Below are 24,780 nucleotides of genomic sequence, written 5' to 3'. Positions count from 1 at the left end.
GTTTCCAGTGCGTGAAATGACATTGTGATATTTGTCATTTTGAAGCTGGAGGGAGTGTGCTTATGAAACAGCATTATCTTGTTGGTGGATTGGTTTCTGGTTTCTTTTTATTGTTTTCTGTAATTGGACTTTGTCAGGTGGCGCCTGCAGAGTCATTGAAGAATGAGATTGAGTACGCACTTGAATATTCTGAAGAACTGAGAAAGCTTCGTAGAGATTCAAAAGTAACAAAGTACAGTGACCCAGAAGAGTATCAGCAGGCACTCAAGGTCTTTCAGGAAAAACAGCAGTCATTTAACATGATTCCCACTTTGTTGGCTGCTATTGAGCTGATTAAGACTGCGCCTGAAAGTGATACTGGTTATTTGGCAATGCGGTTATTTTCGATGCATTCCTATCTGTTGAGTTCTCAGGGTCAAGAGGGTAAATCGAATTTCCCTGAGCAGGATTTGAAAGCGATTTCTGAACGAATTGTAACTTCGGCACTGAGTGATCATATTGACAAGCCTGGTCTGGTCGGAGTGATTGATTTGCCAGTGCACATGGCATTCCTGGAGCAATATGCGGAACAGCAAAATGTCTGGACTCGGATAATGAATAAAAGCCCACATCGTCAGGTGAAAGCAGAGGCGGCATTTCAGCGTGTCAAATTGGCGATTGATGTAATTCAGGCAGGTTCGGTAAAAGACAGTATGCGTCAACTGGCTTTAAATGATTTAAGTGTGTTTTCTGAGCAGGCGATCCAGCAGTATGGAGATGTCAGCTTGTATCGAGACACTGTCAAAGAAGTGGTGGAAGGAAAGTTATTCTCCCTCAGAGCACTGCTTCCTGGTAGCGAGCTTCCTGATGTGACGGCCAAAACATTGGATCAGAAGATTGACCAGCTAAGTCGGTATCGAGGCAAGGTGGTCCTGATTGACTTCTGGAGCACATGGTGTGGGCCTTGTCGGGAGGCTATGCCTGAAATTGCGGTGCTGAAAACTGAATTGGTGGAGATGCCCTTTGAAGTCATTTCGATCAGTATTGATGATGATGTGGAAGAGGTGTTGGGATTTCAGCAGAGCGAACAGCCCATGCCTTGGGTAAATTGGCACATTGGCCCAAGTGGCGACATTCTTACCCAGTGGGATGTCAACAGTTACCCTACCTACTTTCTGGTGGATGCCAATGGCATAATCCGGCAACGCACTACTCATCTGGATGACAGTATGAAAAAGCACATCCGTTCACTGGTACAGAAATCGGTTAGGTCAGAGTGATTGCAGCAGTTTTCTGGCTAATGGTTGGTCTTAATGTGTAATAAATAATCAAAAAATATTTGCGTTTCAAATTCCTGAAATAGAGAGGTATTATAAACGGGCTGTAGTTGGGTGGCCAAATAGAGGTTTTTAGTTAAATCACAGCCCAATACGGAATGTTTGGAAGCAATAACTTAATTAATCAGGAAGAGAGAAATGAACTACTATCTGGCAGTTATCAAAAAGTATGCAGTATTTTCTGGCCGTGCTCGTCGATCAGAGTACTGGTTTTTTGTGTTGTTTAACTTAATTATTTCATTTGCTATGGGTTTTATTGATGGCTTGACTGGAATGTTCAATTCAGAAGTTGGGCTTGGTGTTCTGGGCGGGTTTTATTCTCTATTTATCCTGATCCCGAGCATCGCAGTGAGCGTGCGCCGTATGCACGATACCGGTCGTAGTGGTTGGTGGGTGCTGATTAACCTGGTTCCACTGGTTGGCTGGATTATTTTCCTGGTGTTCTCTGTACAGGACAGTAATGATGGTTCAAATGAATACGGTGACAGCCCTAAAGTACAAATGGCTTAACTGTTAAAAAATGCCCTGATTATCAACGATAGTCAGGGCATTTTTATTTCTGGGTTTTCTTCAGACTGTTACATCACCTCACCACCAGCCACAGATACCCCCTGTCCGGTAATTGATCCAGCCTGATCGCCACACAGCCACAATACAGTATTAGCTACTTCCTGCGGCTGAATTAACCGGCGTTGTGGATTGGTTTTGGTGAGTTCCGCGCGAGCCTCTTCTTCTGTTCTGCCGGTTTTGGCAACGATATTTTTAATAGCATCTTTAACAATATCCGTTTCGGTATAACCGGGACAGACGGCATTGATCGTGATGCCTTTGGTGGCGAACTCCAGGGCCAGTGCGCGGGTTAAACCGAGTACGCCGTGTTTGGCGGCAGTGTATGCGGCGACGTAGGCGTAGCCTTTTTGTGCAGCGGTACTGGCGATATTAATGATACGACCAGCGCCTTTCTCGAGCATGTCGGGCAGGGCGGCTTGGGTGCAGTAGTGCACGCCGTTCAGATTAACAGCGATGCAGTTGTGCCATTCCTCATTGCTGGATTTCAGGTAGGGCTTGGCTTCAGCGGCACCGGCGTTGTTGACCAGGATGTCGATGGAGCCAAAACCATCACGGGCTTTTGTAAAGGCGGCGGTAACGGCAGCTGGGTCGGTAACGTCGACAGAAATTGCCTGGGTGTTGGGGCCCAGTTCTGCAAAGCGATCGTCGAGATGGGATTGTGTGCGGCCCATCAGGGTGACTTTGCAGCCGGCAGCGATCAGGGTTTTGGCAATGGCGGCGCCAATACCGCGGCCAGCGCCGGTAACCACGGCGTGTTTGCCTTGCAGTGTGTTCATGTATTTTCTCGCTTTTTTGTCATTCCCGCGTAGGCGGGAATCCATTGTTTATTTGTGGATCCCCGCCTGCGCGGGGATGACAATCAAAAATCACGCATTAATCGCCATATCCGCAGCGCGTTGCAGGTTGCGTTCCAGTTGGTCAAAGCCCGATTCGTACTGTACCGGTACTTTTACGGCGTTGCCATGGTAGTGCTGTTGGGCGGCAGCACGGATAGTCCAGTTGGGATCCGTAAGGTGTGGGCGAGCCAGGCAGCAAAGGTCAGCTCGGCCGGCGGCGAGTATGCTGTTGACGTGGTCCACTTCAAAAATATTGCCCACAGCCATGGTGGCCACTTTGGCTTCGTTGCGAATCTGGTCGGCAAACGGGGTCTGGAACATGCGGCCGTAAACCGGTCGTGCGTCTGGTGTGGTTTGTCCTGCGGAGACGTCGATAATATCGACACCAGCGGCGCTGAATGCCTTGGCAATTTCCACAGACTCCTGCGGGGTTACCCCAAGGTCACCCACCCAGTCGTTGGAGGATATACGCACCGAGATCGGCTTGTTGGCTGGCCATACATCGCGCACTGCACTGAATACTTCCAGCGGGAAGCGCAGGCGGTTTTCCAGTGAGCCGCCGTATTCGTCTTCGCGTTTGTTGAGTACCGGAGTAATAAATGCGCTCATCAAATAGCCGTGGGCGTAGTGCATTTCCAGCATGTCAAAACCGGCTCGCTCGGCACGACGGGCGGCGGCGACATACTGATCGCGAACGGTGTCCATATCCTCACGGGTCATGGCGCGGGGAACCTGGTTGATCTTGGAGTAGGGCACGGCGGAAGCAGACATGGCTTGCCAGTTATCGTGATCCAGCGGTTGGTCCATGCCTTCCCAGAGTACTTTTGTGGAAGCTTTAGGGCCGGCATGACCGAGCTGCATGCAGAGTTTTGCCTGACTGTGCTGGTGTACAAAGTTGACGATACGCGCCCAGGCGGCTTCCTGCTCGTCGTTCCATAAGCCCGCACACCCCGGAGTGATGCGACCCTCTTCGGAGACGTCAGTCATCTCGGTGTAAACCAGTCCGGCACCGCCTTTGGCCAAGCTGCCGTAGTGCACCAGGTGCCAGTCGTCGGGCAGGCCGTCTTTGGCGCTGTACATGGACATTGGCGATACCACGACGCGGTTTGCCAAAGTCATGTCGCGCAGTTTGAACGGCGTGAACATCGGCGCAACCGGTTCGGCAGGGGCTGCCATATCACAGGCTTTATAGGCTTTGTCGGCAAAGTCTTTTTCGATGCTTGCCAGCCACGCCTGGTCGCGCAGGCGCAGGTTTTCGTGGCTGACCCGCTGGCTGCGAGTCAGAAGGGCATAGGCGAATTGCTTGGTGTCGTAGTTCAGGTAGCGGCCGATCTCTTCAAACCAGCTCATGGAGTTGCGGGCGGCACTCTGAAGTTTCAGGGCTTCGAGTTCGCGTTCATCCTGATAGTTTTTCAGGGCTTCCTGCAGGGACTCATTTGAATTGAGATGTTCGGCCAGACAGATCGCATCCTCAAAGCCCAGTTTGGTACCGGAACCGATAGAGAAGTGGGCGGTGTGGGCAGCGTCGCCAATCAGCACGATATTGTCTTTGACCCAGTTGTGGCACAGCACTCGAGGGAAGTTGATCCAGGCGGAACCGCGGATGTGCTTGGAGTTGGTCAGCAGTTCGTGGCCATTGAGGTGCTTCTCGAAAATTTTACGGCAGGTTTCGGCGCTCTCTTCATGGCTCATATGCTCAAAGCCCCACTTGTCGTAGGTCTCCGGCGAGCACTCGACAATAAAGGTCGAGGTTTCGTTGTCGAACTGATAGGCGTGAACCCACATCCAGCCGTGTTCGGTCTCTTCAAAAATAAAGGTAAAGGCGTCATCAAAGCGGTGCTTGGTACCCAGCCAGACAAACTTGTTCGGACGCATCTCGATATCGCAGTCAAAGCCTTCGTGATCGGAGTTGCGTACTTTGGAGTTGAGGCCGTCGGCCGCGACGATCAGGTCGGCGTCGGCAAACCGGGTTTGCAGGTCTTCCAGCTGAACCTCGGTGGAGAACTCCTGTTTAATGCCTAGCTCTGCAGCGCGCTCGCTGAGAATCTGCAGCATGCGGCGGCGGCCGATACCGATAAAGCCGTGGCCACCGGAACGTTCGGTCTGGCCGTTAATGGTAACGTCGATATAGTCCCAGTGAATCAACTCGTCCATCATGGATTTGGCGCTGACCGGGTCGTTGGCCTGCAGATTTTCCATGGTCTGGTCAGAGAACACCACGCCCCAGCCAAAGGTGTCGCCGGGCTGGTTGCGCTCGTAAACGGTAATGTCGTGCTCGGGGTTACGCAGTTTCATGGAGATGGCGAGATAGAGGCCGGATGGGCCGCCGCCCAGACAGACGATTTTCATTATTGATGCTCCGAATACGTTGGCGTCAAATTACTTTACATGTAAACTATATTAAGTTTGTTCTATTTATGTGTAAAGTATTATTGTAGTCACTGATGGTCACACGTCGCTTGTCTGACGTCGCACGCTAAAAGCATCAATGCTGGAAGATTGAGTGTTTGGCAAATAATCGGGGTAATAGGGAAGTTATCTCCCACTACTCTTGATGCTGCCTTATTTAGCGTGCGACATGCGACGTCAGACGTGCGACCCTGACAACACTGCGCGAAGTCGACGGCATCCAACAGATTTGAGTAAAGATATGCGCCCAAAAAATCGCTTTAACCCCGAAACCTTTTCCCCTGAGCACTTCCTGTGGTCATTTGATCGCGGTGTGGCGACGGTAACGCTGAATATTCCCGACCGTAAAAATCCATTGACCTTTGATTCCTATGCCGAGTTACGGGATATGTTCCGCGATCTGGTGTATGTGGACGATGTAAAGGCAGTCGTGATGACCGGCGCAGCGGGTAACTTCTGCTCCGGCGGCGATGTACACGACATTATCGGCCCGCTGGTAAAAATGGATATGCGGGAATTGCTGGACTTTACCCGTATGACCGGTGATCTGGTGAAGGCGATGCGCGCTTGCCCGCAGCCAATATTGGCCGCAGTGGACGGAGTAAGTGTCGGCGCCGGAGCGATTGTCGCCATGGCCTCGGATTTTCGCTATGGCACGCCTGAGTGCAAAACCGCATTCCTCTTTACCCGCGTTGGATTAGCTGGTTGCGATATGGGTGCTTGCGCTATGTTGCCGCGTATTATCGGTCAGGGTCGCGCTTCGGAACTGCTTTACACCGGTCGCAGCATGAGTGCTGAAGAAGGGGAGCGCTGGGGTTACTTTAATCGCTTGGTGGAATCTGAAAACCTGTTGGACGAAACCCGGGCCATGGCGCATCGTTTACTGGAAGGCCCGACATTTGCTCACGGCATCACCAAAACCATGCTCCACCAGGAGTGGAATATGAGCATTGATCAGGCCATAGAAGCGGAAGCACAGGCACAGGCAATCTGCATGCAGACAAAAGATTTTGAACGCGCCTATCACGCGTTTGTGGCGAAAGAGAAGCCGGTGTTTGAGGGGAATTAATTTTTGAGCGTCATCGCGAGCGAAGCGTGGCGAACCAGTGTCTCTAACTGCTAGTCACTGGATTGCTGCGTCGCTTTACTCCTCGCAATGACGTAGGGAATTTTGAATTTATGAGCGATAAAACCTTTTTGGATTGGCCTTTTCTGGAAGCGCAGCACAAACAGCTGGCGATGAATCTTGATGCCTGGGCCGAGGAAAACATCGATAGCGAACACGGCCATACTATTGCAGAAGTAGATGATGCCTGCCGTGAGGCCGTGTCAAAACTTGCCGATGGTGGCTGGCTGAATAACTCGGTCGCGCTTCGTAGTGAGGGTGGTAAGCTCGATGTGCGCAGCCTCTGTTTGATTCGCGAGACTTTGGCGCGTCATTCCGGGCTGGCAGATTTTGCTTTTGCCATGCAAGGACTCGGCAGTGGGCCGATCAGTTTGTTTGGCAGTGACGAGCAACAACAAAATTATCTGCCTGCAGTTCGCGACGGTAAAAAAATTGCCGCTTTTGCGCTCACAGAGCCGGAGGCCGGTTCCGATGTTGCGGCGCTGTCGACCAGTGCGGTGGCAGAAGGTGACGACTTTATTCTTAACGGTGAAAAAACCTTTATCTCCAATGGCGGCATTGCCGATTTTTACGTGGTGTTTGCCCGCACCAGTGATGAAGGAGCACGCGGTTTGTCAGCGTTTATTGTCGATGCCAATTCGGAAGGCCTTGAGATTGCAGAACGTATTGAAGTCATAGCGCCACATCCTTTGGCAAAACTGAGATTCAATAATCTGAAAGTATCGAAACAGAATCTCCTCGGCGAAGTTGGCCAGGGTTTCAAAATTGCCATGGCAACGCTCGATGTATTCCGTACCACCGTTGGTGCTGCGGCACTCGGTTTTGCCCGTCGAGCATTGGACGAGGCGCTGGCACGCACCACCCGGAGGAATCTGTTTGGGGCTCCAATGGCGGAACTTCCCGGAGTGCAAACCCAGCTGGCCGAAATGGCGCTGGATATTGATGCCAGTGCATTGCTGATTTATCGCTCGGCCTGGACCAAGGACTGTATTGCTGAACGTGTTACCCGGGAAGCTTCGATGGCCAAACTCTATGCTACCGAAGCTGCTCAGCAGGTGATTGATAAGGCGGTTCAATTGTTTGGTGGCCTTGGCGTTACCAGTGGTGTAATGGTGGAGAAATTGTATCGGGAAGTGCGGGCACTGCGAATCTATGAAGGTGCTTCGGAAGTTCAGAAGTTGGTAATTGCCAGGCAGTTACTGGCGAATTAAAAGACTGGCGAATTAAAAGTAGGGTGCGCCGTGCGCACCATAAAATATAAACGGTGCGCACTGCGCACCCCACAGGAAAGAACAATGCAGATTATCAACCCCGAAGGCTGGCCACGTCCGCGTGGATATTCCAATGGCATCCTGGCGGAAGGTAAAACACTTTACGTTGGCGGTCAGATCGGCTGGGATGAAAACGAGCAGTTTCACAGCGACGACTTTATCGAGCAGATGGCTCAGGCGTTGAAAAATACTGTCGCTATTCTGGAGGCGGGTGGCGCCAAGCCGGAGCATATTGTCCGCATGACCTGGTACATCACCGATCGTGAAGAATACCTTAAGCGTCTTAAGGAGATGGGGCAGGTGTACCGTGATATTATTGGCCGTCATTTCCCTGTGATGGCCATGGTCCAGGTGGTGGCTCTTATGGAAGAGCGCGCCAAAGTCGAAGTGGAAACCACCGCTGTTATCCCAAACTCTTGATCCTTCGCTACGCTCAGGATGACAGCTTGTGCAATAAGAGAGTGATTAATGAGTAACGAAAAAAATAGTCGCGCCGCCGATAGTCATAGCAAAAATGCACTACGTGCGTGGTTGCAGTTAACAAAATGTGCGAAGCGGATTGAGGGGCGGATGAATGGTAACTTTGTCCGTACCTACAACAGCTCGCTGCCTCGCTTTGATGTGCTTGCAAATTTGGAGCGTATGCCGGGGGACAAGGCAAGCACAACACAATTGGCCAAGATGTTGTTGGCATCAAAAGGCAATATCACTCGGCTTCTGGATCGAATGGAAGATGATCAGTTGATTGAAAGGAAGCCAAACAAAGTGGACCGACGTGTCAGTGATATACACCTGGCGGATGATGGGGCACAACTGTTTGCTCGAATGGCTGCCGATCATGAAAAATGGACCGACGATATTTTCAGCGCACTCAGCAATGAAGAGGTCAAAACGTTGATTGAATTGATCGGGAAGTTGCGTAATCGAATGAATGAGCTGGAGAGCTAGTTTTTACTGGCTCTTACCAGCTCAAAGCAAATGTTAGTTGATTCCCAGCTCTTTTAATTTTCTCGTCAGGGTATTTCGTCCCCAGCCTAAAAGTTCTGCGGCTTCTTTTTTCTTGCCACCTGTAAATTTTAGGGCTGTTTCTATCGCTGCCTTTTCAAAGGCCGGCATTGCTTCTGAAAGTAAATCTCTTTTACCTTGAGCTAGCTGCTGATTGAGGGATTGTTGCAATAAACTTTTCCAATCATCGCTGGGTGCACTCTTCACGTCAGCATGAGGCGTAAGTAATTCCGGCGGCAGATCCTGCTTGTGAATTTCCCGCCCAGGGGCCATTACCGTTAACCAGCGACAGCAGTTTTCCAGTTGGCGGACGTTGCCGGGCCATGGTTGCTGGCAGAGGAATTGCTCGCTTTCTGGCAATAGGATTTTTGGCTCAATACCCAATTCAATCGCGGCTTTTTTCAGGAAGTGGCGTGCCAGTTTGGGAATGTCTTCCTTGCGCTCTGTTAAACGAGGCAAATGCAGGCGAATGACATTCAGGCGATGGAAAAGGTCTTCACGAAATTGATTGTTGGCTACCAGTTGTTCCAGGTTCTGGTGAGTGGCGGCGATAACTCGTACATCAACCTTTACGGCGGTGTGGCCACCGACTCGATAAAATTCTCCCTCGGCCAATACACGTAATAAACGGGTTTGCGCCTCCGGCGGCATGTCGCCGATTTCGTCGAGAAACAAAGTGCCGCCATTGGCCTGTTCAAATCGTCCCTTGCGTTGCTGTGTAGCCCCGGTAAAGGCGCCTTTTTCGTGGCCAAACAGTTCAGACTCGATCAGCTCGTGGGGAATGGCTGCCATATTCAGGGCTACAAATTCGCCTTTGCGCCGGGGACTGTGGCGATGCAGGGCGCGGGCAACCAACTCTTTACCGGTGCCGGACTCTCCGTTAATAAGAACAGTAATGTGTGAATGGGCCAGTCGCCCGATAGCGCGAAAGACTTCCTGCATTGCCTGCGCTTCGCCAATTATTTCCGGGCTGTTGGGATCGTGAGTCTCGGCAGCAGTGTCGTGACGATGTTCACGGCTGAAATTAATGGCACGCTGGGCTACTGCCGCAAGCTCCTCAATATCAAAAGGTTTGGGCAGGTATTCAAAGGCGCCGCCTTCGTAGGCGGATACCGCACTGTCGAGATCAGAGTGAGCAGTAGTGATTATCACCGGCAAACCGGGGTAGGCTTGGTGTATGCGCTGTAGCAGTTGTAAGCCATCAATTCCCGGCATCTGAATATCGCTGAGAATGGCATCTGGGGACTCACTGCTCAATTGCTCCAGCAACTCTTCTGCATGGCTGAAGCAAACAGTTTTAAGGCCTGCGCGGGCCAATGTTTTTTCCGCCACCCAGCGAATGGCGTGATCGTCATCTACTATCCAGACGGTTGCGTCAGTCATTTTTGCTATTCCGGGGTTGGCTGAGTGGTAAGAAAACACTGAAGCGTGTCTCTCCGGGTTTGCTGTTGCATTCTATTAACCCGTGATGACGGCTGATGATGGTTTGCGCGATGGGTAACCCAAGGCCGGAACCGCCCTGGCGACCACTGATCATGGGGTAAAAAATTCGATCGGCGATTTCCGGGGGAATTCCGGGGCCGTTGTCCTCAATATCCAGCCTGAGCAGAATGCGGTGTGCTGTTCGGCCTATGGTGAAGTTGCGCTGGATTCGGCTGCGTAATGTAATTTGGCTGTTGGGCTGATCCTGAATTGCCTGCAGGGCATTGCGAGCAATATTGAGCACCACTTGCACCAGTTGGTCGCGGTCTGCCTCCAGCTCGGGAACGCTGGGATCATAATCACGTATTAGGTTTAGATTGCTGTCCTGTTGTCCCTGGGTTTCCGCCTCGAGTAATGAAGCAACATGCTCGGTAATCTGGTGAATATTAATAATGTCCAACTTCAGCGGCTGGGTGGGGCCGAGCAGGCGGTCGACCAGCCCTGACAATCGTTGGGTCTCGGTAATGATCAGGTCGGTGTATTCGCGCTGTTCGTCATTGAGTTCAGTAGCGAGCAGCTGTGCCGCCCCCTTGATCCCTCCAAGTGGATTTTTCACCTCATGAGCAAGTCCCCTGACCATCTCCTGGCTGGTGGCTTGAGTGGCGAGCAGGGCTTCCTCACGGTTGATGCGTAAAATCCTGTCTACCGGTTGAATTTCGAGCAGTAACTGGCGACTCTCCAATGGTGTGACGGTGTAATCCACTGTAATGGTTTTTTCGGGAGCGAGGTGCAGCTGGGTTTCGCGATAGGTATACCCGCTTTCGGTTTTGAGAGCATGGATCAGTTCATTGGCGGCATCATCGTCCAGCAGATACTGGCGAAAGTCGCTGCCAAGTAACTGGCTGGCACTGGCCGATAGCAGGCTTTCCGCAGAATTGTTTGCTTCAAGGATGCTGAGCTGGTCATTGAGCAGCAAGACGGCGGTAGTCAGGTTGTCGAAAGCCAAGCGTGCAAAGGTGTGGTTGGCCATAGCCTGGACGCAGCGCTCCAAATGTGCGGTTGATATGGCTGATTGTAAGGTATGGCCAAAAGGAATGCACTATTTTGGTGCGTTCCTGAGGGGTGTAATTCTGGAGTATCAGGATGGGGCTGAGCTTAACGGGTAAAAGCTATTTTTTACCCTGATTGACTCCCTGAGCTTTGAGGGCGCCGGTGACCTGGGATTGTTTCGGAGCGCCGAGAGGGCTGTTAAGCAGCCTGCTGGAGCGTTTTACATGAAAGGTAACGCTATTGGAGCGTGCTACCGTTTTGTTCTTTTCATCCCTGATCTCCATGCTGATGGTGTGTGCGCCCCGGTTGAGACTAGTCAGGGTGAATGTGGTGGACGGTACCGGGCTTCCCCATTGTTTGCCATCAAAAATCACCTGTACTTTATGACCGGATTGCAACTCTGGAGTAAGTGCTAACTTCACTTCTACCTCTTGCTGTCCGGGAGGTATGGTTTGGTCATGCTCAGGAGCGGAGATCCGGACTTTCTTGTATCCGGCAAATACGGCGGGTTCTTCTTCCTTGGTTGCTTTGGGGGCGACTTTTAGTGAGGGGGTTGTATTCAGCCCCGGCATATCCAGAACTTCGAATTTCACGTTGCCAGCAGGTGGCTTGTCGCTGTAGGTGACATTGCCGTGCTCGTCGATAATCTTGTAGAGCTTGCCTGCTGTCGCCGCCAGGGGGAGAGCCAATAAACTCATCAGCAGTAGTTTCAGTGGGGGGTGCATGCTCTCTAACGCCTCGTTGCCATCCTTATCCACCTCAGTGTAAGCCTAGCTCAGTTTGGAATAAAGAGCGGCGCGCGAAAGCGTGACCGGATTGGGGTTTTGGGTTGCCTTGAAATAGACCTTGGACTTTTTATTGGGGTTTGAGCCAGCTGCTCGTTCTACCTACAGAAGCCACTAAACTGAATATTATGAAGACCCCGTCAGAGAAGGTTGTAAGTCTTTCCGAGCGGCGCTTGAACAAGCGTGAACTGCTGGACTGGTTGTACCAAGAATATTCGCAACCGATGCGGGGGCTGTTCTGTGCTCGGTTGGGAGATCGAGCGGATATTGAGGATCTTCTTCACGATGCTTTTCTTCGTCTGACAAAGATGCCGGATCTGGTGGCGAGGGTGGCATCTGGTCAGGGGGTTAACAAGTCATTCATGCTCACTATGGCCAACAACCTTATCATCGATAAGTACCGGCACCTTGAGGTGAAAAAGCGGTACTTGGATGAAGAGAGTGGTGGGGCTGCTGACCGAGTAAATGATGCTTCGCCGGAATCGATCGCCCATAAGCATGAGGTGCTTAAGGTCATTGAGCGGGCTCTCAAAGCGTTACCGAAACCGATACGAGATGCATTTATTTTGAGTCGATTTGAAAATTTATCCCACGCACAAATTGGTGAGCGATTGGACTTAGCCCCTAAAACTGTAGAGACCTATATCGGTAAAGCGCTGTTAAGTGTCAGAAATGCAGTAGCGGAGTTGGATGGAGACGGATATGAGTGAACGCCACGAAAAAAATTCCCACCGTCAGGAAGCTGTCAATCAGGTCTCTCATATGGTGCTGGGAGACGGGGGTGAAACCTTTGGTAAACGCATCGCGATGCGTAAATGTGTCGATGACAATTTTGCATCCGAGGTTGATTCCGCATTTGACCTGCTGGCGCAGATGGAGGATCTGAAAGAGTCTTCGCTGGTTCAGTCCACCATCAAAGGATCAGTGCGCCGAAAAATGGGCAGGTACTACGCGATCGCTGCTTCCCTGGCACTGTTTGTATTGGCTGGACTTGTGCTTACAAATCACCCCCCCGAAGTAGAGAAATTTGACCGGTACCTGACTCGAGTTGGAGAGCAGCGTGAGATTACACTGCCCGATGGTTCTCTTGTCTATATGAATACAGGGTCTGAGCTACTTGTGATGGAATCGGATGCTGGCCGAGAGTTGGTGCTGAGACGAGGTGAGGCGTACTTTGATGTGGTTAAAGATGCGGAGAAGCCTTTTGTGGTTGATGCGGGCGGGAGAAAAATCACTGTGTTGGGTACCGAGTTCAATGTCTATAAGGAGGCGGATCAGCTAACCGTATCCGTCACTGAAGGCGAAGTTGCTGTTCACAAATCAGGAGAGTCGATGCTGCACGAGCTTCAACCCGAGCAGTTGGAGGGTGGTGTGGTAGAGAGTGCAGGCTATCGGCAGTGGCGGGTTGTTTCTGGTCAGGCGTTGAATCTGGATCTTGCTGGGGGGCGAGAGCAGCTGCAGTTGTCGGACGCCACTCACAGCTGGCGCTCCGGGCAGTTGAGCTTTCATAAAACACCGCTATATCTGATCGTGAAGGAGCTCAATCGCTATTCCGGCAGAAAGATTCTGATCGAGGACGATGGAATCGTAGGGCTTGAGGTGACCGCGACCGTGCAAGTGGATGACTTGGGCGTATTCCTTTCTGGTCTGCAGTATTCACAGGGGATTCAGGTGAAAAACCTGCCAGACAGAATTGTTCTGGTGTCAAAGTGAATTGGGGTTTTAAGCAGTTGCTCGTTTTACTTGTAAGGCTTTCATAAGCCTGTGTTTACAATTTTTAATTAGAGGTGGGTATGAAACTGCTAAGGAAAAACAAGCTCGCGTGTGTTGTTGCTTCGATGATCTCACTGGGGGCGATGGCGACCGAGGGGACTGTCACATTGAATATTCCGTCCATGGAGGCGGATCAGGCGCTGCTGAAATTATCGGAATTGATGAAGACGCAGATCATGATTTCCAAGGGTGTGGATGCTGATTTTTCAGTGCCAGAATTGAAGGGCGAGTACTCAATTCACTCTGCTCTTGAAAGTTTGCTCTCAGGGACTGGTCTGACTTATGAAATCACCTCGTCTGGTTTGATTGTGATTGATAACAAGGTGGCGGATGAAGAGCAAGGTGACAATGAGGTTGAGGAGCTAGTTGTCACCGGTTCTCGCCTGAAGCGTGACATCAGCCAAATTGCTTCGGATGTGATTGTATTGGACGCCGATACGCTTCAGGGTATGGGCGAGGCTACCCTGGCGGGGGCGTTGCGCCGGTTGCCGCAGAATTTTGGTGGCGCGACCCCTGTGGGAAACTTTGCCAACCTGATCTCTGCTGACCCTGTCACGGTGGGTGGTGCGGTCAATGCGACGGCGATGAATACCGTCAACCTGCGTGGTTTGGGCAGTGAATCCACCTTGGTTCTGGTCGATGGGAAGCGCTTTGGTAAGTCTGGTGCGTTGGGTGGTGTAACCGATATCTCAGGTATTCCTTTAAATCAGGTTGAACGCGTTGAGGTATTGCTGGATAGTGCTGCAGCCATTTACGGCTCAGATGCAGTCGGTGGCGTAGTCAATATTATCCTCAAGAAGGATTACGATGGCGCCGAAACTGTCGCTCGTTACGGCGAGCCTACGGCTGGCGGCACATCGGAATCTACCCTGAATCTATCCTTTGGTACTGCCTGGGATACCGGTAGTGCGAGTCTAAGCTACGAATACAATCACAGCAGCGATTTGCGTGGTGAAGAACGGCCGCACGTATCCTACGGCTCGACGCCAGAGCTGGCTGGCTTTGTTCCAGATGATCCTGCAACAGCAGGTGTTTTAATTAATTTCGCGTCTTCCACAGTGGCACTTACGGATATTGGTTTTGGAGCTATGATCGGTAATGTCATCGCTCAACACGACGGCTCGGCGAATATAAATCCGGTTGCCAATTTTCGCTACGACCTCGATGTTGAAGTCGATCGCACGGAAAATGGTACCTCGATTATTCCTGAGCAAGACTCGCATACATTTCTGGGGAATATCAGCCAAGAAATTAACGATGATGTAATGGCGAACTTCCGAGTTCGCTATAACACCCGTGACACGTTGAATGCGCAGGGTCCACGTAGTCTATTTGCCGTTTTTCCGGGTACCGATCCGCTCTTTGGTGGGCTAGTAAGTTCGGTTAACCCGTTTGGCCCGTTTTCTGCGCCAACATTTATGAAGGTTAATTACTCAGACGCAGGCATTCAATTCGCGGAAGCTGAGACTGAAACGCTGAATTTAGCGCTATCTTTTGATGGTACCTTTTCTGATGACTGGTCCTGGTCCGGCTCGGTGGTCTATAACACCGATGAAAACACAATCACCAATCACAACACCATCAGTCAGTATGGCTTGTATTCGGCGATAATCGGTGAAACGGAAGTCCAGCTGGATCCGTTCTTTGGTTTTTTGCCCGTTGCCGCCTCTGGTTCTACATCGTTCACGCCATTTAACCCATTTGACTACAGCAGCAACGATCAGTCCTTGATCGATATGATCTGGGTTGGCCCCAGTGTGCTGACGTCAGAAAACGAAGAGCTCGCACTTGAGTTTTCTGCCAACGGTTCACTTTTCGATACGTCGGCGGGTACCGCAGTGTCGGCGTTGGGTGTCAGCTATCGTACGGAAGGCCTGCAGTCACGAAACGAACTTCCTAATGCTCGCGACCTTGGATTCTTTGTGGGTAGCTCTGGCGACACGACCACCACACCGGGATTTGAAGGTGATCAGGATATTGATGAGGATCGATCAATTACCGCCATTTTTGGTGAAGTGTTGGTGCCGCTGGTATCTGATGAAAATGCCTTGCCGGGAATCCAGCAGTTGGATGCGACTGGCCAGTTGCGCCATGAACAATATTCTGACTTCGGTGGCGCGACCACCTATCAGGCAGGGATTGTTTGGGGGCTTGTCGACGAAGTGCGAATTCGAGCGTCCTATGGCACTGCGTTTTTGGCGCCGGTGTTAAATCAAACGTCATCGCCGGTGCTGCCACCGAGTATCTCACCTTTTCCTATAACTGATCCGCAAACAGGTGTGCCTATCCCGGGTGTTTTGGTTTCGTCGGGGGGCAACCCAGACCTTGAGCCACAGGAGTCAACCTCGCTGTCGATGGGTATTGAATACTCACCGCTGTGGCTGGAAGGCTTGACGTTAAAAGCCACTTATCATGAAACGGAATTTACCGATCGTGTGGGATCGCTTCCCGGGCTTTCTTTTGGTGAAACCAACCCGGCGCTGGAGGCCGCATACCCTGAGCGGTATACCCGGGCAATCCCAGGAGATGTAACCAGTTTACTTGTGGGCTATGACTCGCGTTTGGTGAATATCGCATCCGTTGATATCGCCGGTTGGGACTTCGGTGTTATCTACCATCAGGACACTAATATCGGGCAGTTTGGATTTAACCTGAACTGGGCGTATGGCACCAAGTACGAAGAGGTGCTTGGACCTGACCTCCCGGTTAGCGATGAAATGAAACGTGGCAAAGCTGGCCCTAACAGTCGGGTGCAAACCAGTATCAACTGGTTGATGGATAACTGGTCGGCAGTTCTGGATGTGGCCTATAGCGGAGAGACCACCAACCGCAGCCAAACCATTCTGTTCGAAGATACCGCCTCAGCCAATGTACGAGTCTCGTACAGTCCACAAGAAGGGATATTGGATGGGTTTGTGATGACGTTGGGGGGTCTCAATATCACGGATGAATTGCAGGAGGCGCGATCCATTGAGGACAGTGGAGTTGCCAGTTTCTACAAACCGGGCACAGACGACCCTCGCGGTCGCGTAGTGTATCTGGAAGTCAAGAAGTCGTTCTAAATCACTCTATGCAAATCTGACCATCGCGCAGCTGGCTAACCACTAACTGTGTGATGGTTCGATGTCGCATGTTTTTTGGGCTCAACCCTACTTTTATCTGGAAGGAAAGATGATGAAAATCGTATTTAGACTAATAAGTTCGATTGTTATTGGCCTGGTGTTATCAGCTAGTGCTGTCGCAGGTGGAGGTGGCAAAGAGTGGCTGACCGATATGGATCAGGCGCAGGCCATCGCCAAAAAAGAAGATAAAGATATTTTGATGTTCTTTACTGGCTCAGACTGGTGTGGCTACTGCATCAAGTTGGGTAATGAAGTGTTTAGCAAGAAAGAGTTTCTGGAGTACGCGCTGCAACACTTTGTGCTGGTGGAACTGGATCTTCCATCGGCCGATGACATCATTACTGAAGAGCAGCGTGAGCATAATGAATTCTGGCGGGTTAAGTTAGAAGTCAGTGGCTTCCCCAGTGTTTTCTTGACGGACGCTTCAGCGGATCCTTATGCGTTGACGGGATATAAAAAAGGCGGCCCAAAGCCATACATTGAGTATATTGAACAACTGAGAGCTAATGATGTTCGTATCCAGAAATACATGGCGGATGCAGAGCAGTTGAGCGGTGTGGAGCGCGCCAGAATTTTGGATAAAGTGCTTAAGTTTAAAGGCGCATTTATCGAGAACCGCGCCGAGCTGGAGAGAGAAGTGCTGGAAATTTCGAAATCGGACAAATCGCTGAATGCGGAATACAAGGTTGTGCAGCGTGCAAATCAATTGCAGGTAGAGATGGGCGAGAGGGTAGTATTTGGTGCGGAGCCAGAAGAGAATTTTCAGGCGGCGACTCAATTGCTTCAGGAATACAGCGACATCAAGTATCAGGATGAGCAAGTCATTCCCAAGTTTATGCTGGGAATGGGATTACTCTACAGTGAGCTAGGTCAACCTGAAGCGGGGATCGCGTTTTACGCCAAAGAGTATCGTAATGTTAACTATCCGATAATGACACGTATGACTATAGGCTATGGTTGGGCATTGCTGGTCGCCAAAACTGATTATGAGAAGTCGGTTCAGATTCTTGATGAGGCGTTGGCCCTTGATCCTGAGTCCGAGATGGCTAAAGGTCGCGATCACCTTGTGGCTCAGTTGAAAATCCAGCAGCTCAAAAAGTAATCAGTTCCTTCTGTTATTTGTGGCTAATATTTGTGCATACATTTTTAGGGCATTAACTTGGCGCCTTTTTTCGTGCCCGGCAATTTAAGTATCTGTTGGTTTTCGTAATGTGATGGTACGAGTATTTGCCACTAAAAAAAGGGCGATCCGAAGATCGCCCTTTTCGATACCGCAGTTGCTTGATTAGCAGCTGTAGTACAGGTCAAACTCAACCGGGTGAGTGGTCATGTTGACACGCTCAACGTCTTTGCGCTTCAGGGCAATGTAAGCGTCGATCATGTCATCAGTGAATACGCCACCTTTTGTGAGGAAGGCGCGATCTTCATCCAGAGCATCCAGAGCTTGTTCCAGGCTGCTACATACAGTCGGGATAGCCTTAGCTTCTTCTGCCGGCAGGTCGTACAAGTCCTTGTCGGCTGCATCGCCAGGGTGGATCTTGTTCTGGATGCCGTCGAGGCCAGCCATCAGGAAGGCGGAAAACATCAGGTACGGGTTGGCGGTGGGGTCGCCGAAACGAACTTCAACGCGCTTGCCTTTCGGGCTGGTCACGTACGGAATGCGGATTGACGCAGAGCGGTTGCGAGCGGAGTAAGCCAGCATTACCGGAGCTTCAAAACCTGGAACCAGACGCTTGTAAGAGTTGGTAGACGGGTTTGCGTAGGCGTTCAGGGCGCGAGCGTGCTTGATGATACCGCCAATGAAGTGCAGTGCCATCTCGGACATGCCAGCGTAGCTGTCGCCAGCAAACTGGTTTACGCCATCTTTGGAGATGGACATGTGTACGTGCATACCGGAACCGTTGTCACCTACCAGCGGCTTCGGCATGAAGGTTGCAGTTTTGCCGTAAGCGTGGGCAACGTTGTGAACGCAGTATTTGAAGATCTGAACTTCGTCAGCTTTCTTAATCAGGGTATTGCCGCCAACACCGATTTCGCACTGGCCAGCAGTTCCCACTTCGTGGTGGTGAACTTCGATGGTCAGGCCCATTTGCTCCATGGCGTCACACATAGCAGCGCGCAGGTCGTGCAGGGAGTCAACCGGAGGAACCGGGAAGTAGCCGCCTTTTACCGTCGGACGGTGGCCGGTGTTGCCGTCATCGTAGCTGTGGGAAGAGGCCCAGGCCGCTTCTTCAGAGTTGATCTTGTAGAATGCGCCGCTCATGTCAGCGCCCCACTTGATGTCGTCAAACACGAAAAACTCAGGCTCCGGGCCAAACATGGCGGAGTCACCGATACCAGTAGACTGCAGGTAGGCTTCAGCGCGGGCAGCAACAGAGCGAGGATCGCGCTCATAGCCTTGGCCAGTTGCTGGCTCCAGAATGTTACAGCGGATGATTACAGTCGGCTCGTCGGTGAACGGGTCCAGAACAGCAGTATCGTCCTGCGGTTGCAGGATCATGTCGGACTCTTGAATACCTTTCCAGCCGGCGATAGAGGAGCCGTCAAACATTTTGCCGTCTTCAAAGAAGTCTTCGTTAACTTCTGTTGCTGGCATGGAAACATGCTGCTCTTTACCCTTGGTATCGGTAAAGCGCAGGTCAATCCAGCGGGCGCCGCTTTCTTTGATCAGTTCCAGAGTCTTGGACATTGTGTTCTCCGTTGAGAAGTGTGTTGAGCAAATTGAATTAATATCCCGTGTAGCAATTGCCGTGCCAACTTTAAAATTGGCTGAGACAGGCTAAAAAGAGAGTCTAGCAAAGCATTTTGTCAGTTGAGAGGCTATTTTCTGTATTAATTTGGTGCGCAGCGACCCAATTTGGTGCACTCCCCCTTCGGGCAACGAAGCCGCGGAGCGGGGATGGCAAGAAAGGTCTACAGAAGGGATCGTTAATTAGCAGCACCGCAGGAACCCCGCTATAATCACCGCCCCTTGTGGGCCTGTTGAGGGCCCTGAATTTCAGTCCGATTCGGCTAACCTACCCAGGCCCTGAGTAATGCACTTTATTGTCAAACTGTTCCCGGAAATCATCATCAAAAGCGCACCGGTGCGTAAGCGCATGGTCAAGCAACTGCACAACAACCTGACCAAATTGCTGAAAAGTGCCTCCGACGAGTTTCGAGTTGTACGCCAGTGGGACAAACTGGAAGTGGTTGGCCCGGAAGTCAGCGAGACTCACAGTGCCGAACAGGTAGCCGAGCTGGAGCGTCGCGCTCGTGCGATATTGCAACAGACTCCGGGGGTGGCCAACTTTTCATTGGTGCGACGCTATGCTTTGGGCGATCTACACGACATCTATGAAAAAACCCTCGCCCTCTGGGGGGATGCATTGGCAGGGAAAACTTTCTGTGTTCGCGTAAAGCGCACCGGCGAGCACGAGTTCAACTCTGGTCAGGTGGAGCAGTATGTTGGCGGTGGCCTAAATCAGAACACCGAGGCTGCAGGCGTTAAATTGAAAGATCCGGATGTGACTGTTCGCCTGGAAATCAAAGATGGTGACCTGTACGTCATCGAAAATACCGAAGCCGGTCTGGGTGGTTTTCCCATTGGTACTCAGGATTCCGTGATCTCACTGATCTCTGGTGGCTTCGACTCAAACGTGGCCAGTTATCTCTGCATTCGCCGTGGCCTGCGTACCCACTTCCTGTTTTTCAACCTCGGTGGCCGAGCGCATGAGGTAGGTGTTAAAGAAGTGGCGCACTTCTTGTGGAGCAAGTACGGCGCGTCTCACAATGTGAAATTTATTACCGTACCTTTTGAAGGTGTGGTGTCAGAGATTCTTACCAAAGTAGAAAACTCCCAGATGGGGGTGATTCTCAAGCGTATGATGCTCCGCGCTGCCAGCCGTGTTGCAGAGACATTAAATGTGGATGCACTGGTAACTGGGGAAGCAGTTGCCCAGGTGTCCAGCCAGACCCTGACGAACCTGTCGGTTATCGATAAAGTCACTGATACATTGGTATTGCGTCCACTGATCACTGCCGACAAAACTGACATTATCAAGACTGCGCGCGAAATTGGCACAGAGCAGTTTTCAGCCAGCATGCCGGAGTATTGCGGTGTCATTTCGGTGAAGCCTACTACCCGCGCGAAGATGGATCGGATTGAGCGTGAGGAATCGCGATTTGATTTTGCGGTACTGGATAAAGCTGTCGAAGAGCGTCGCGAAGAGTCCATTATCGATATCATGGAACACGTTGATCAGGAGATTGATGTAGAGGTTCTGTCTGTGCCGTTGGCAGAGTCGGTAATTATCGATATACGTCACCCTGATGAAGAAGAGCAAAACCCGCTCAAAGTCAGTGGCGCAACCGTAACCAAAATTCCGTTTTTCAAACTGGGTAAAGCTTTTAAGGAATTGGATGGCAATACCCGCTACATGCTCTATTGCAGCAAAGGCGTGATGAGTCGTATGCATGCCGAGTTATTGTTTGAGGAAGGGTTTACAAATGTGGCGGTTTATCGGCCTAAGTAGTTGTGTTGATTGAGTGCTTCGTAGAGCCGCGCTTTTGGGTGCCGGCCAGTAGCTCCTCATAATACCCACAAATCGTCGCTACTGGCCGGCACCCAAAAGCGCTGAGTAATCAATATACGAAGAAACTAGTCCATAAGTACCGGAAAGGTTTCGCCCGATTTGTCAGTTATATGAGGGCGAGGCCTTTCCGGTACTTATGGACGGCACTTCAGCGCTCAATCGACAAGCTACGTAAAAAACTCACTGACTGCTAAACTGCTGTCGAACCAGCGAGAATGATATGCAGCTCATAGACAGCCATTGCCATTTCGACTTTCCCGAATTTGATCCTGACCGCGCCAGCTTGTGGGCGAGGTGTATGGCGTCAGGTATTTCAAAATTGGTTATCCCTTCCGTTGAACCCTCCAGGTGTAACGCACTATTTAAAATTACAGAACAGTTAACCGGAATATATGGTGCCGCTGGCCTGCATCCCTGGTGGATTGCAACATGGCTGAAAGAGCATATTGATCCAGCAAAGCTTGACGAACAATTGGCGGAATTTTTACAGCTGCCCAACTGTGTTGCAGTAGGTGAGTGCGGGGTAGACGGTTTGATTGACGCACCGCTAGAGCGACAGCAGCCGTTATTTGAGCAACAGCTAAAGCTGGCCTGCGAATACAATCTGCCGGTTATTGTCCATGTCAGAAAAGCACACAATCAGGTTCTTGAAACGCTGAAAAAATACCGGCCAAGTCGTGGTGGAGTGATACATGGCTTTTCCGGAAGCGCCGAGCTTGGGGATAGTTATTGGAAGATGGGATTTAGGCTGGGTATTGGCGGTACTATCACATATGTGCGAGCCCATAAAACCCGGCAAGCTGTACAGCAGTTGCCACTGGAAGCACTACTGCTGGAAACAGATGCACCGGACATGCCTCTATCTGGAAAACAGGGAAAGCCCAATAGTCCACTTTACTTACCAGAAGTGGCTGAATGTTTGGCGGCGTTGAGAGGTGAGTCATTGGAAAATATCGCTCAAATAACTACCGAAAATAGCCTAACGCTTTTTAATTTTGCAGATTAAGAAATGACCTTCAATCCGGAAAAATTTAAACAACAATTCCCACTGTTTTCGCAACCAGAAAACAGCGAATTGGTATATCTCGACAATGCCGCAACAACCCAGCGGCCTCAACTGGTTATTGATGCCGTCACGCAATTCTATCTGTCTGGTAATGCCAATACTCATCGATCGAGTCATCGCCTTGCCCGAAAAGCGACACAGATGGTGGAGGATGTTCGTCAGCGCGCGGCTGAATTTTTGGGGGCGGCACAAAGTGATGAAATAATATTTACCCGCGGTGCGACTGAGGCCCTCAATTTGCTCGCTTTCTCCCTGACTGAAAATCTCAATCAAGGAGATGAAATTGTTCTCACCAGTGCTGAACATCATGCCAATCTGGTGCCCTGGCAGATGGCGGCACAACGCCATGGTCTGGTATTGCGATTTATTCCATCCGTGAATGGCGAGCCTCAAATTGAACGATTGCCTGAAGTGCTTTCCGACAAAACCAGAATTATCTCGATTACGGGAGCGTCAAATGCGTTGGGCTTTTGTACGGATCTGTCTGGTATCAAACGACAGTTGGTCGACCGGGATATCATCTGGTGCGTGGATGCAGCACAGCTTGCCGCACATCGAAAGATAGATGTGCAAAGTCTGGGCTGCGATTTTCTGGTTTGCTCGGCGCATAAATTTTACGGCCCAACCGGTGTTGGATTGCTGTACGGAAAGCGTGAACGTTTGGCCGTTCTACCACCGTGGCAGGGCGGCGGTGAAATGATTGAGCGGGTGGAGCTTGAAAAAAGTACCTATGCCGCACCACCACATCGCTTTGAAACCGGAACCTCTTCGCTGGCAGCAATCGCCGGTTTAAATGGTTGTTTTGATTTTTGGCAGGTTCAGGATCGAGCTGCAATGCAGCTTTATGAAAAGCAGCTGTGTGATTATTTGCATCAGAACTTGAATCAAATTGAAAAAATCAAAGTCCATACTCACCCCGAGGAAAATGTCGGGATCGCGACTTTTTCAGTGGATGATACCGCTGCACTGGATGCTGTCGGATTGGCGCATTGGCTTGATGGCCATGATATCGCCGTTCGGGTGGGGCGTCACTGCGCGATGCCATTGATGGCTGAAGTGTCAGGTGATGTAACAGTCCGGGTCTCTTTGGCTGCCTATAACACCAATGATGATATCGATCGTTTAGTTAGTGCTATTCAGTCTGCATTGCAGGGTGAGCCTGAGCTCTTGCAAAGTGAGGTGGATGAGTTATCGCTCGAAACCTTACAAGCCCAAAAAGGCTGGCAATCCCGTTACCGGATGTTGATGAAATGGGCGGAGTTGATCCACGGCAAGCCGGAGATTCGTAAAGATGAAAATCTGGTTGCAGGCTGTGAAGCAAATACCTGGTTAACACATGCTGTAGTGGATGGGTGTCATCGATTTTTTATTGATAGTGATGCTCGTGTTGTAAAAGGGTTAGCGGCGTTGTTGCTGGTTCTGGTTGATGGTAAATCCACCGAACAAATTGATGAAGTGGATCTTGCCGGTATTTTTACAGGGTTGGAACTGGACAGGCACTTAAGCGCTTCGCGCAACAATGGTTTTAAGGCATTGGTGGATAGAGCGCTTTCCCTGGTAAAAAATTCAGCAGTTAGGCTTTAACGCGACAGATATTTTTCAACCGCCTTTGCTGCCGCTGCCATACCAAATGCTGCGGTAACCATGGTTACTGACCCAAACCCGCCGCTACAATCCAGCTTAACACCGCCCTGCATATCAGTTTTGCTCTGGCAAACCTGACCATCAGCGGTGGGGTATTTCATCTGCTCATCGGAAAATACCGCCTGTACCCGCATATTTTTATTTGGGCTGGTGGCGTATTTGAAGTAGTGACGCAGCCGTTTGCGCACCCGGGTTAGCAGTATGTCACCACTCACATGGCGTAAATCGTTGGTTTGAATACGAGTTGGATCGGTGCGACCGCCAGCGGAACCCACGGTGATGACAATCTGGTTCTGGCGTCGGCAGTGGTTGATTAACGCGGCTTTGGCAAAAGAGGCGTCAATAGCGTCAATAACGACATGTGCATCTGAATCAATCAGTTCGGCGACGTTATCGCTGTCAATAAAGTCATCGACAATGTTAACCGTCAGTTCTGGATTTATCGCTTTCAGGCGTTCTGCCAGTACGGCGGTTTTCGGTTGTCCAACAGTGGCTTTGGTGGTGTGTAACTGGCGATTGGTATTGGTGATGCAGATGTCGTCCAGATCAACCAAAGTGATTGTGCCCAGCCCGGTGCGCACCAGTGCTTCGGCAGCCCATGAGCCAACCCCGCCGATACCAACCACCACAAAATGACCCTTATAAAGAGCCTGCAATCCCGCCATGCCATAAAGCCGGGCAATGCCGCCAAAGCGCTGCAGATGGCTGTCGGAAAGTGTGGTGTTTGGTTGAGTAGTTGTCATTGATAGGTTCCTGATAAAACAGGCGAATTTTACCGGCAGCCAAGGTCTCTTGCCACACCGAAGCGCAA

At 50.9% G+C, this 24,780-nt stretch carries 20 protein-coding genes; 13 read left to right on the top strand and 7 right to left on the bottom strand.

Annotated elements, in window-relative coordinates; translation table 11 throughout:
• Positions 1-62: 62 nt before the first annotated feature.
• Together QP938_11515 and QP938_11510 are read left to right on the top strand one after the other, a co-directional pair.
• The gene (locus QP938_11515; protein WIO73915.1) at positions 63-1,259 is read left to right on the top strand and encodes a TlpA disulfide reductase family protein; all 1,197 of its coding nucleotides are present in this window, start codon (positions 63-65) and stop codon (positions 1,257-1,259) included.
• Positions 1,260-1,454: 195 nt separating this feature from the next.
• The gene (locus QP938_11510) at positions 1,455-1,826 is read left to right on the top strand and encodes a DUF805 domain-containing protein (protein WIO73914.1); all 372 of its coding nucleotides are present in this window, start codon (positions 1,455-1,457) and stop codon (positions 1,824-1,826) included.
• 68 nt (positions 1,827-1,894) lie between these two features.
• On the opposite strand, the gene QP938_11505 is transcribed toward QP938_11510, so the two are convergent.
• The gene (locus QP938_11505) at positions 1,895-2,662 is read right to left on the bottom strand and encodes an SDR family oxidoreductase (GenBank protein WIO73913.1); all 768 of its coding nucleotides are present in this window, start codon (positions 2,660-2,662) and stop codon (positions 1,895-1,897) included.
• Between the two features lie 90 nt (positions 2,663-2,752).
• Positions 2,753-5,071, bottom strand: coding sequence for a bifunctional salicylyl-CoA 5-hydroxylase/oxidoreductase (locus tag QP938_11500; protein ID WIO73912.1), 2,319 nt, complete (start codon positions 5,069-5,071; stop codon positions 2,753-2,755).
• Between the two features lie 301 nt (positions 5,072-5,372).
• On the opposite strand from QP938_11500, the gene QP938_11495 reads away from it, so the two are divergent.
• The 4 genes from QP938_11495 (at position 5,373) to QP938_11480 (ending at position 8,476) form a co-directional block, all read left to right on the top strand.
• The gene (locus tag QP938_11495; GenBank protein ID WIO73911.1) at positions 5,373-6,200 is read left to right on the top strand and encodes an enoyl-CoA hydratase family protein; all 828 of its coding nucleotides are present in this window, start codon (positions 5,373-5,375) and stop codon (positions 6,198-6,200) included.
• Positions 6,201-6,310: 110 nt separating this feature from the next.
• A complete protein-coding gene (locus QP938_11490; protein WIO73910.1) occupies positions 6,311-7,468 on the top strand; it encodes an acyl-CoA dehydrogenase family protein in 1,158 nt (385 codons plus the stop codon).
• Positions 7,469-7,552: 84 nt separating this feature from the next.
• Positions 7,553-7,948, top strand: a complete 396-nt coding sequence (locus QP938_11485; protein WIO73909.1) for a RidA family protein — start codon at positions 7,553-7,555, stop codon at positions 7,946-7,948.
• A 48-nt stretch (positions 7,949-7,996) separates the two neighbouring features.
• A complete protein-coding gene (locus tag QP938_11480; GenBank protein ID WIO73908.1) occupies positions 7,997-8,476 on the top strand; it encodes a MarR family transcriptional regulator in 480 nt (159 codons plus the stop codon).
• Positions 8,477-8,509: 33 nt separating this feature from the next.
• On the opposite strand, the gene glnG is transcribed toward QP938_11480, so the two are convergent.
• The 3 genes from glnG to QP938_11465 all read right to left on the bottom strand — a co-directional run bounded on the left by glnG (position 8,510) and on the right by QP938_11465 (position 11,703).
• A complete protein-coding gene (gene glnG / locus QP938_11475; protein WIO73907.1) occupies positions 8,510-9,916 on the bottom strand; it encodes a nitrogen regulation protein NR(I) in 1,407 nt (468 codons plus the stop codon).
• The gene (gene glnL, locus QP938_11470) at positions 9,909-10,985 is read right to left on the bottom strand and encodes a nitrogen regulation protein NR(II) (GenBank protein WIO73906.1); all 1,077 of its coding nucleotides are present in this window, start codon (positions 10,983-10,985) and stop codon (positions 9,909-9,911) included. The genes glnG and glnL overlap by 8 nt, the downstream gene beginning before the upstream one ends.
• Before the next feature lie 139 nt (positions 10,986-11,124).
• Positions 11,125-11,703: a DUF4124 domain-containing protein gene (locus QP938_11465; GenBank protein ID WIO73905.1), complete on the bottom strand. Its 579-nt coding sequence runs from the start codon at positions 11,701-11,703 to the stop codon at positions 11,125-11,127.
• A 215-nt stretch (positions 11,704-11,918) separates the two neighbouring features.
• On the opposite strand from QP938_11465, the gene QP938_11460 reads away from it, so the two are divergent.
• From QP938_11460 to QP938_11445, 4 genes are all read left to right on the top strand, one after another.
• A complete protein-coding gene (locus QP938_11460; protein ID WIO73904.1) occupies positions 11,919-12,500 on the top strand; it encodes a sigma-70 family RNA polymerase sigma factor in 582 nt (193 codons plus the stop codon).
• On the top strand, positions 12,493-13,503 hold the full coding sequence (locus QP938_11455; protein ID WIO73903.1) for a FecR domain-containing protein: 1,011 nt from the start codon (positions 12,493-12,495) through the stop codon (positions 13,501-13,503). Before QP938_11460 ends, QP938_11455 begins: the two co-directional genes overlap by 8 nt.
• Before the next feature lie 80 nt (positions 13,504-13,583).
• Positions 13,584-16,625 carry a TonB-dependent receptor gene (locus QP938_11450; protein ID WIO73902.1) on the top strand — a complete coding sequence of 1,014 codons (3,042 nt, stop codon included), beginning with the start codon at positions 13,584-13,586 and terminating at the stop codon, positions 16,623-16,625.
• 112 nt (positions 16,626-16,737) lie between these two features.
• Complete coding sequence (locus tag QP938_11445; protein WIO73901.1) at positions 16,738-17,787, top strand: thioredoxin family protein; 1,050 nt, start codon at positions 16,738-16,740, stop codon at positions 17,785-17,787.
• A gap of 183 nt (positions 17,788-17,970) precedes the next feature.
• Here the strand turns inward: QP938_11445 and glnA are convergent, their stop codons facing one another.
• Positions 17,971-19,374 carry a glutamate--ammonia ligase gene (gene glnA, locus QP938_11440; protein ID WIO73900.1) on the bottom strand — a complete coding sequence of 468 codons (1,404 nt, stop codon included), beginning with the start codon at positions 19,372-19,374 and terminating at the stop codon, positions 17,971-17,973.
• Positions 19,375-19,720: 346 nt separating this feature from the next.
• Here glnA and thiI point away from each other — a divergent pair, with 346 nt between their 5' ends.
• The 3 genes from thiI to QP938_11425 all read left to right on the top strand — a co-directional run bounded on the left by thiI (position 19,721) and on the right by QP938_11425 (position 23,909).
• The gene (gene thiI / locus QP938_11435) at positions 19,721-21,199 is read left to right on the top strand and encodes a tRNA uracil 4-sulfurtransferase ThiI (GenBank protein WIO73899.1); all 1,479 of its coding nucleotides are present in this window, start codon (positions 19,721-19,723) and stop codon (positions 21,197-21,199) included.
• Positions 21,200-21,479: 280 nt separating this feature from the next.
• Positions 21,480-22,265 carry a TatD family hydrolase gene (locus tag QP938_11430; GenBank protein ID WIO73898.1) on the top strand — a complete coding sequence of 262 codons (786 nt, stop codon included), beginning with the start codon at positions 21,480-21,482 and terminating at the stop codon, positions 22,263-22,265.
• A 3-nt stretch (positions 22,266-22,268) separates the two neighbouring features.
• Positions 22,269-23,909, top strand: coding sequence for an aminotransferase class V-fold PLP-dependent enzyme (locus QP938_11425; protein ID WIO73897.1), 1,641 nt, complete (start codon positions 22,269-22,271; stop codon positions 23,907-23,909).
• On the opposite strand, the gene tcdA is transcribed toward QP938_11425, so the two are convergent.
• Positions 23,906-24,712, bottom strand: a complete 807-nt coding sequence (tcdA, locus tag QP938_11420; GenBank protein WIO73896.1) for a tRNA cyclic N6-threonylcarbamoyladenosine(37) synthase TcdA — start codon at positions 24,710-24,712, stop codon at positions 23,906-23,908. The genes QP938_11425 and tcdA overlap by 4 nt on opposite strands.
• Positions 24,713-24,780: the final 68 nt, after the last annotated feature.

The organism is Porticoccaceae bacterium LTM1, assembly GCA_030252795.1.
GTDB lineage: Bacteria > Pseudomonadota > Gammaproteobacteria > Pseudomonadales > Porticoccaceae > SCSIO-12696.
The sequence above is the reverse complement of the archived record's forward strand: the minus strand, read 5'-3'. Positions and strand labels throughout refer to the sequence as shown.

Bases quoted from the DNA above. Each gene is read 5' to 3' on its own strand.
- QP938_11515 (WIO73915.1), top strand. From the start codon at position 63: ATGAAACAGCATTATCTTGTTGGTGGATTGGTTTCTGGTTTCTTTTTA.
- QP938_11510 (WIO73914.1), top strand. From the start codon at position 1,455: ATGAACTACTATCTGGCAGTTATCAAAAAGTATGCAGTATTTTCTGGC.
- QP938_11505 (WIO73913.1), bottom strand. From the start codon at position 2,662: ATGAACACACTGCAAGGCAAACACGCCGTGGTTACCGGCGCTGGCCGC.
- QP938_11500 (WIO73912.1), bottom strand. From the start codon at position 5,071: ATGAAAATCGTCTGTCTGGGCGGCGGCCCATCCGGCCTCTATCTCGCC.
- QP938_11495 (WIO73911.1), top strand. From the start codon at position 5,373: ATGCGCCCAAAAAATCGCTTTAACCCCGAAACCTTTTCCCCTGAGCAC.
- QP938_11490 (WIO73910.1), top strand. From the start codon at position 6,311: ATGAGCGATAAAACCTTTTTGGATTGGCCTTTTCTGGAAGCGCAGCAC.
- QP938_11485 (WIO73909.1), top strand. From the start codon at position 7,553: ATGCAGATTATCAACCCCGAAGGCTGGCCACGTCCGCGTGGATATTCC.
- QP938_11480 (WIO73908.1), top strand. From the start codon at position 7,997: ATGAGTAACGAAAAAAATAGTCGCGCCGCCGATAGTCATAGCAAAAAT.
- glnG (WIO73907.1), bottom strand. From the start codon at position 9,916: ATGACTGACGCAACCGTCTGGATAGTAGATGACGATCACGCCATTCGC.
- glnL (WIO73906.1), bottom strand. From the start codon at position 10,985: ATGGCCAACCACACCTTTGCACGCTTGGCTTTCGACAACCTGACTACC.
- QP938_11465 (WIO73905.1), bottom strand. From the start codon at position 11,703: ATGAGTTTATTGGCTCTCCCCCTGGCGGCGACAGCAGGCAAGCTCTAC.
- QP938_11460 (WIO73904.1), top strand. From the start codon at position 11,919: ATGAAGACCCCGTCAGAGAAGGTTGTAAGTCTTTCCGAGCGGCGCTTG.
- QP938_11455 (WIO73903.1), top strand. From the start codon at position 12,493: ATGAGTGAACGCCACGAAAAAAATTCCCACCGTCAGGAAGCTGTCAAT.
- QP938_11450 (WIO73902.1), top strand. From the start codon at position 13,584: ATGAAACTGCTAAGGAAAAACAAGCTCGCGTGTGTTGTTGCTTCGATG.
- QP938_11445 (WIO73901.1), top strand. From the start codon at position 16,738: ATGAAAATCGTATTTAGACTAATAAGTTCGATTGTTATTGGCCTGGTG.
- glnA (WIO73900.1), bottom strand. From the start codon at position 19,374: ATGTCCAAGACTCTGGAACTGATCAAAGAAAGCGGCGCCCGCTGGATT.
- thiI (WIO73899.1), top strand. From the start codon at position 19,721: ATGCACTTTATTGTCAAACTGTTCCCGGAAATCATCATCAAAAGCGCA.
- QP938_11430 (WIO73898.1), top strand. From the start codon at position 21,480: ATGCAGCTCATAGACAGCCATTGCCATTTCGACTTTCCCGAATTTGAT.
- QP938_11425 (WIO73897.1), top strand. From the start codon at position 22,269: ATGACCTTCAATCCGGAAAAATTTAAACAACAATTCCCACTGTTTTCG.
- tcdA (WIO73896.1), bottom strand. From the start codon at position 24,712: ATGACAACTACTCAACCAAACACCACACTTTCCGACAGCCATCTGCAG.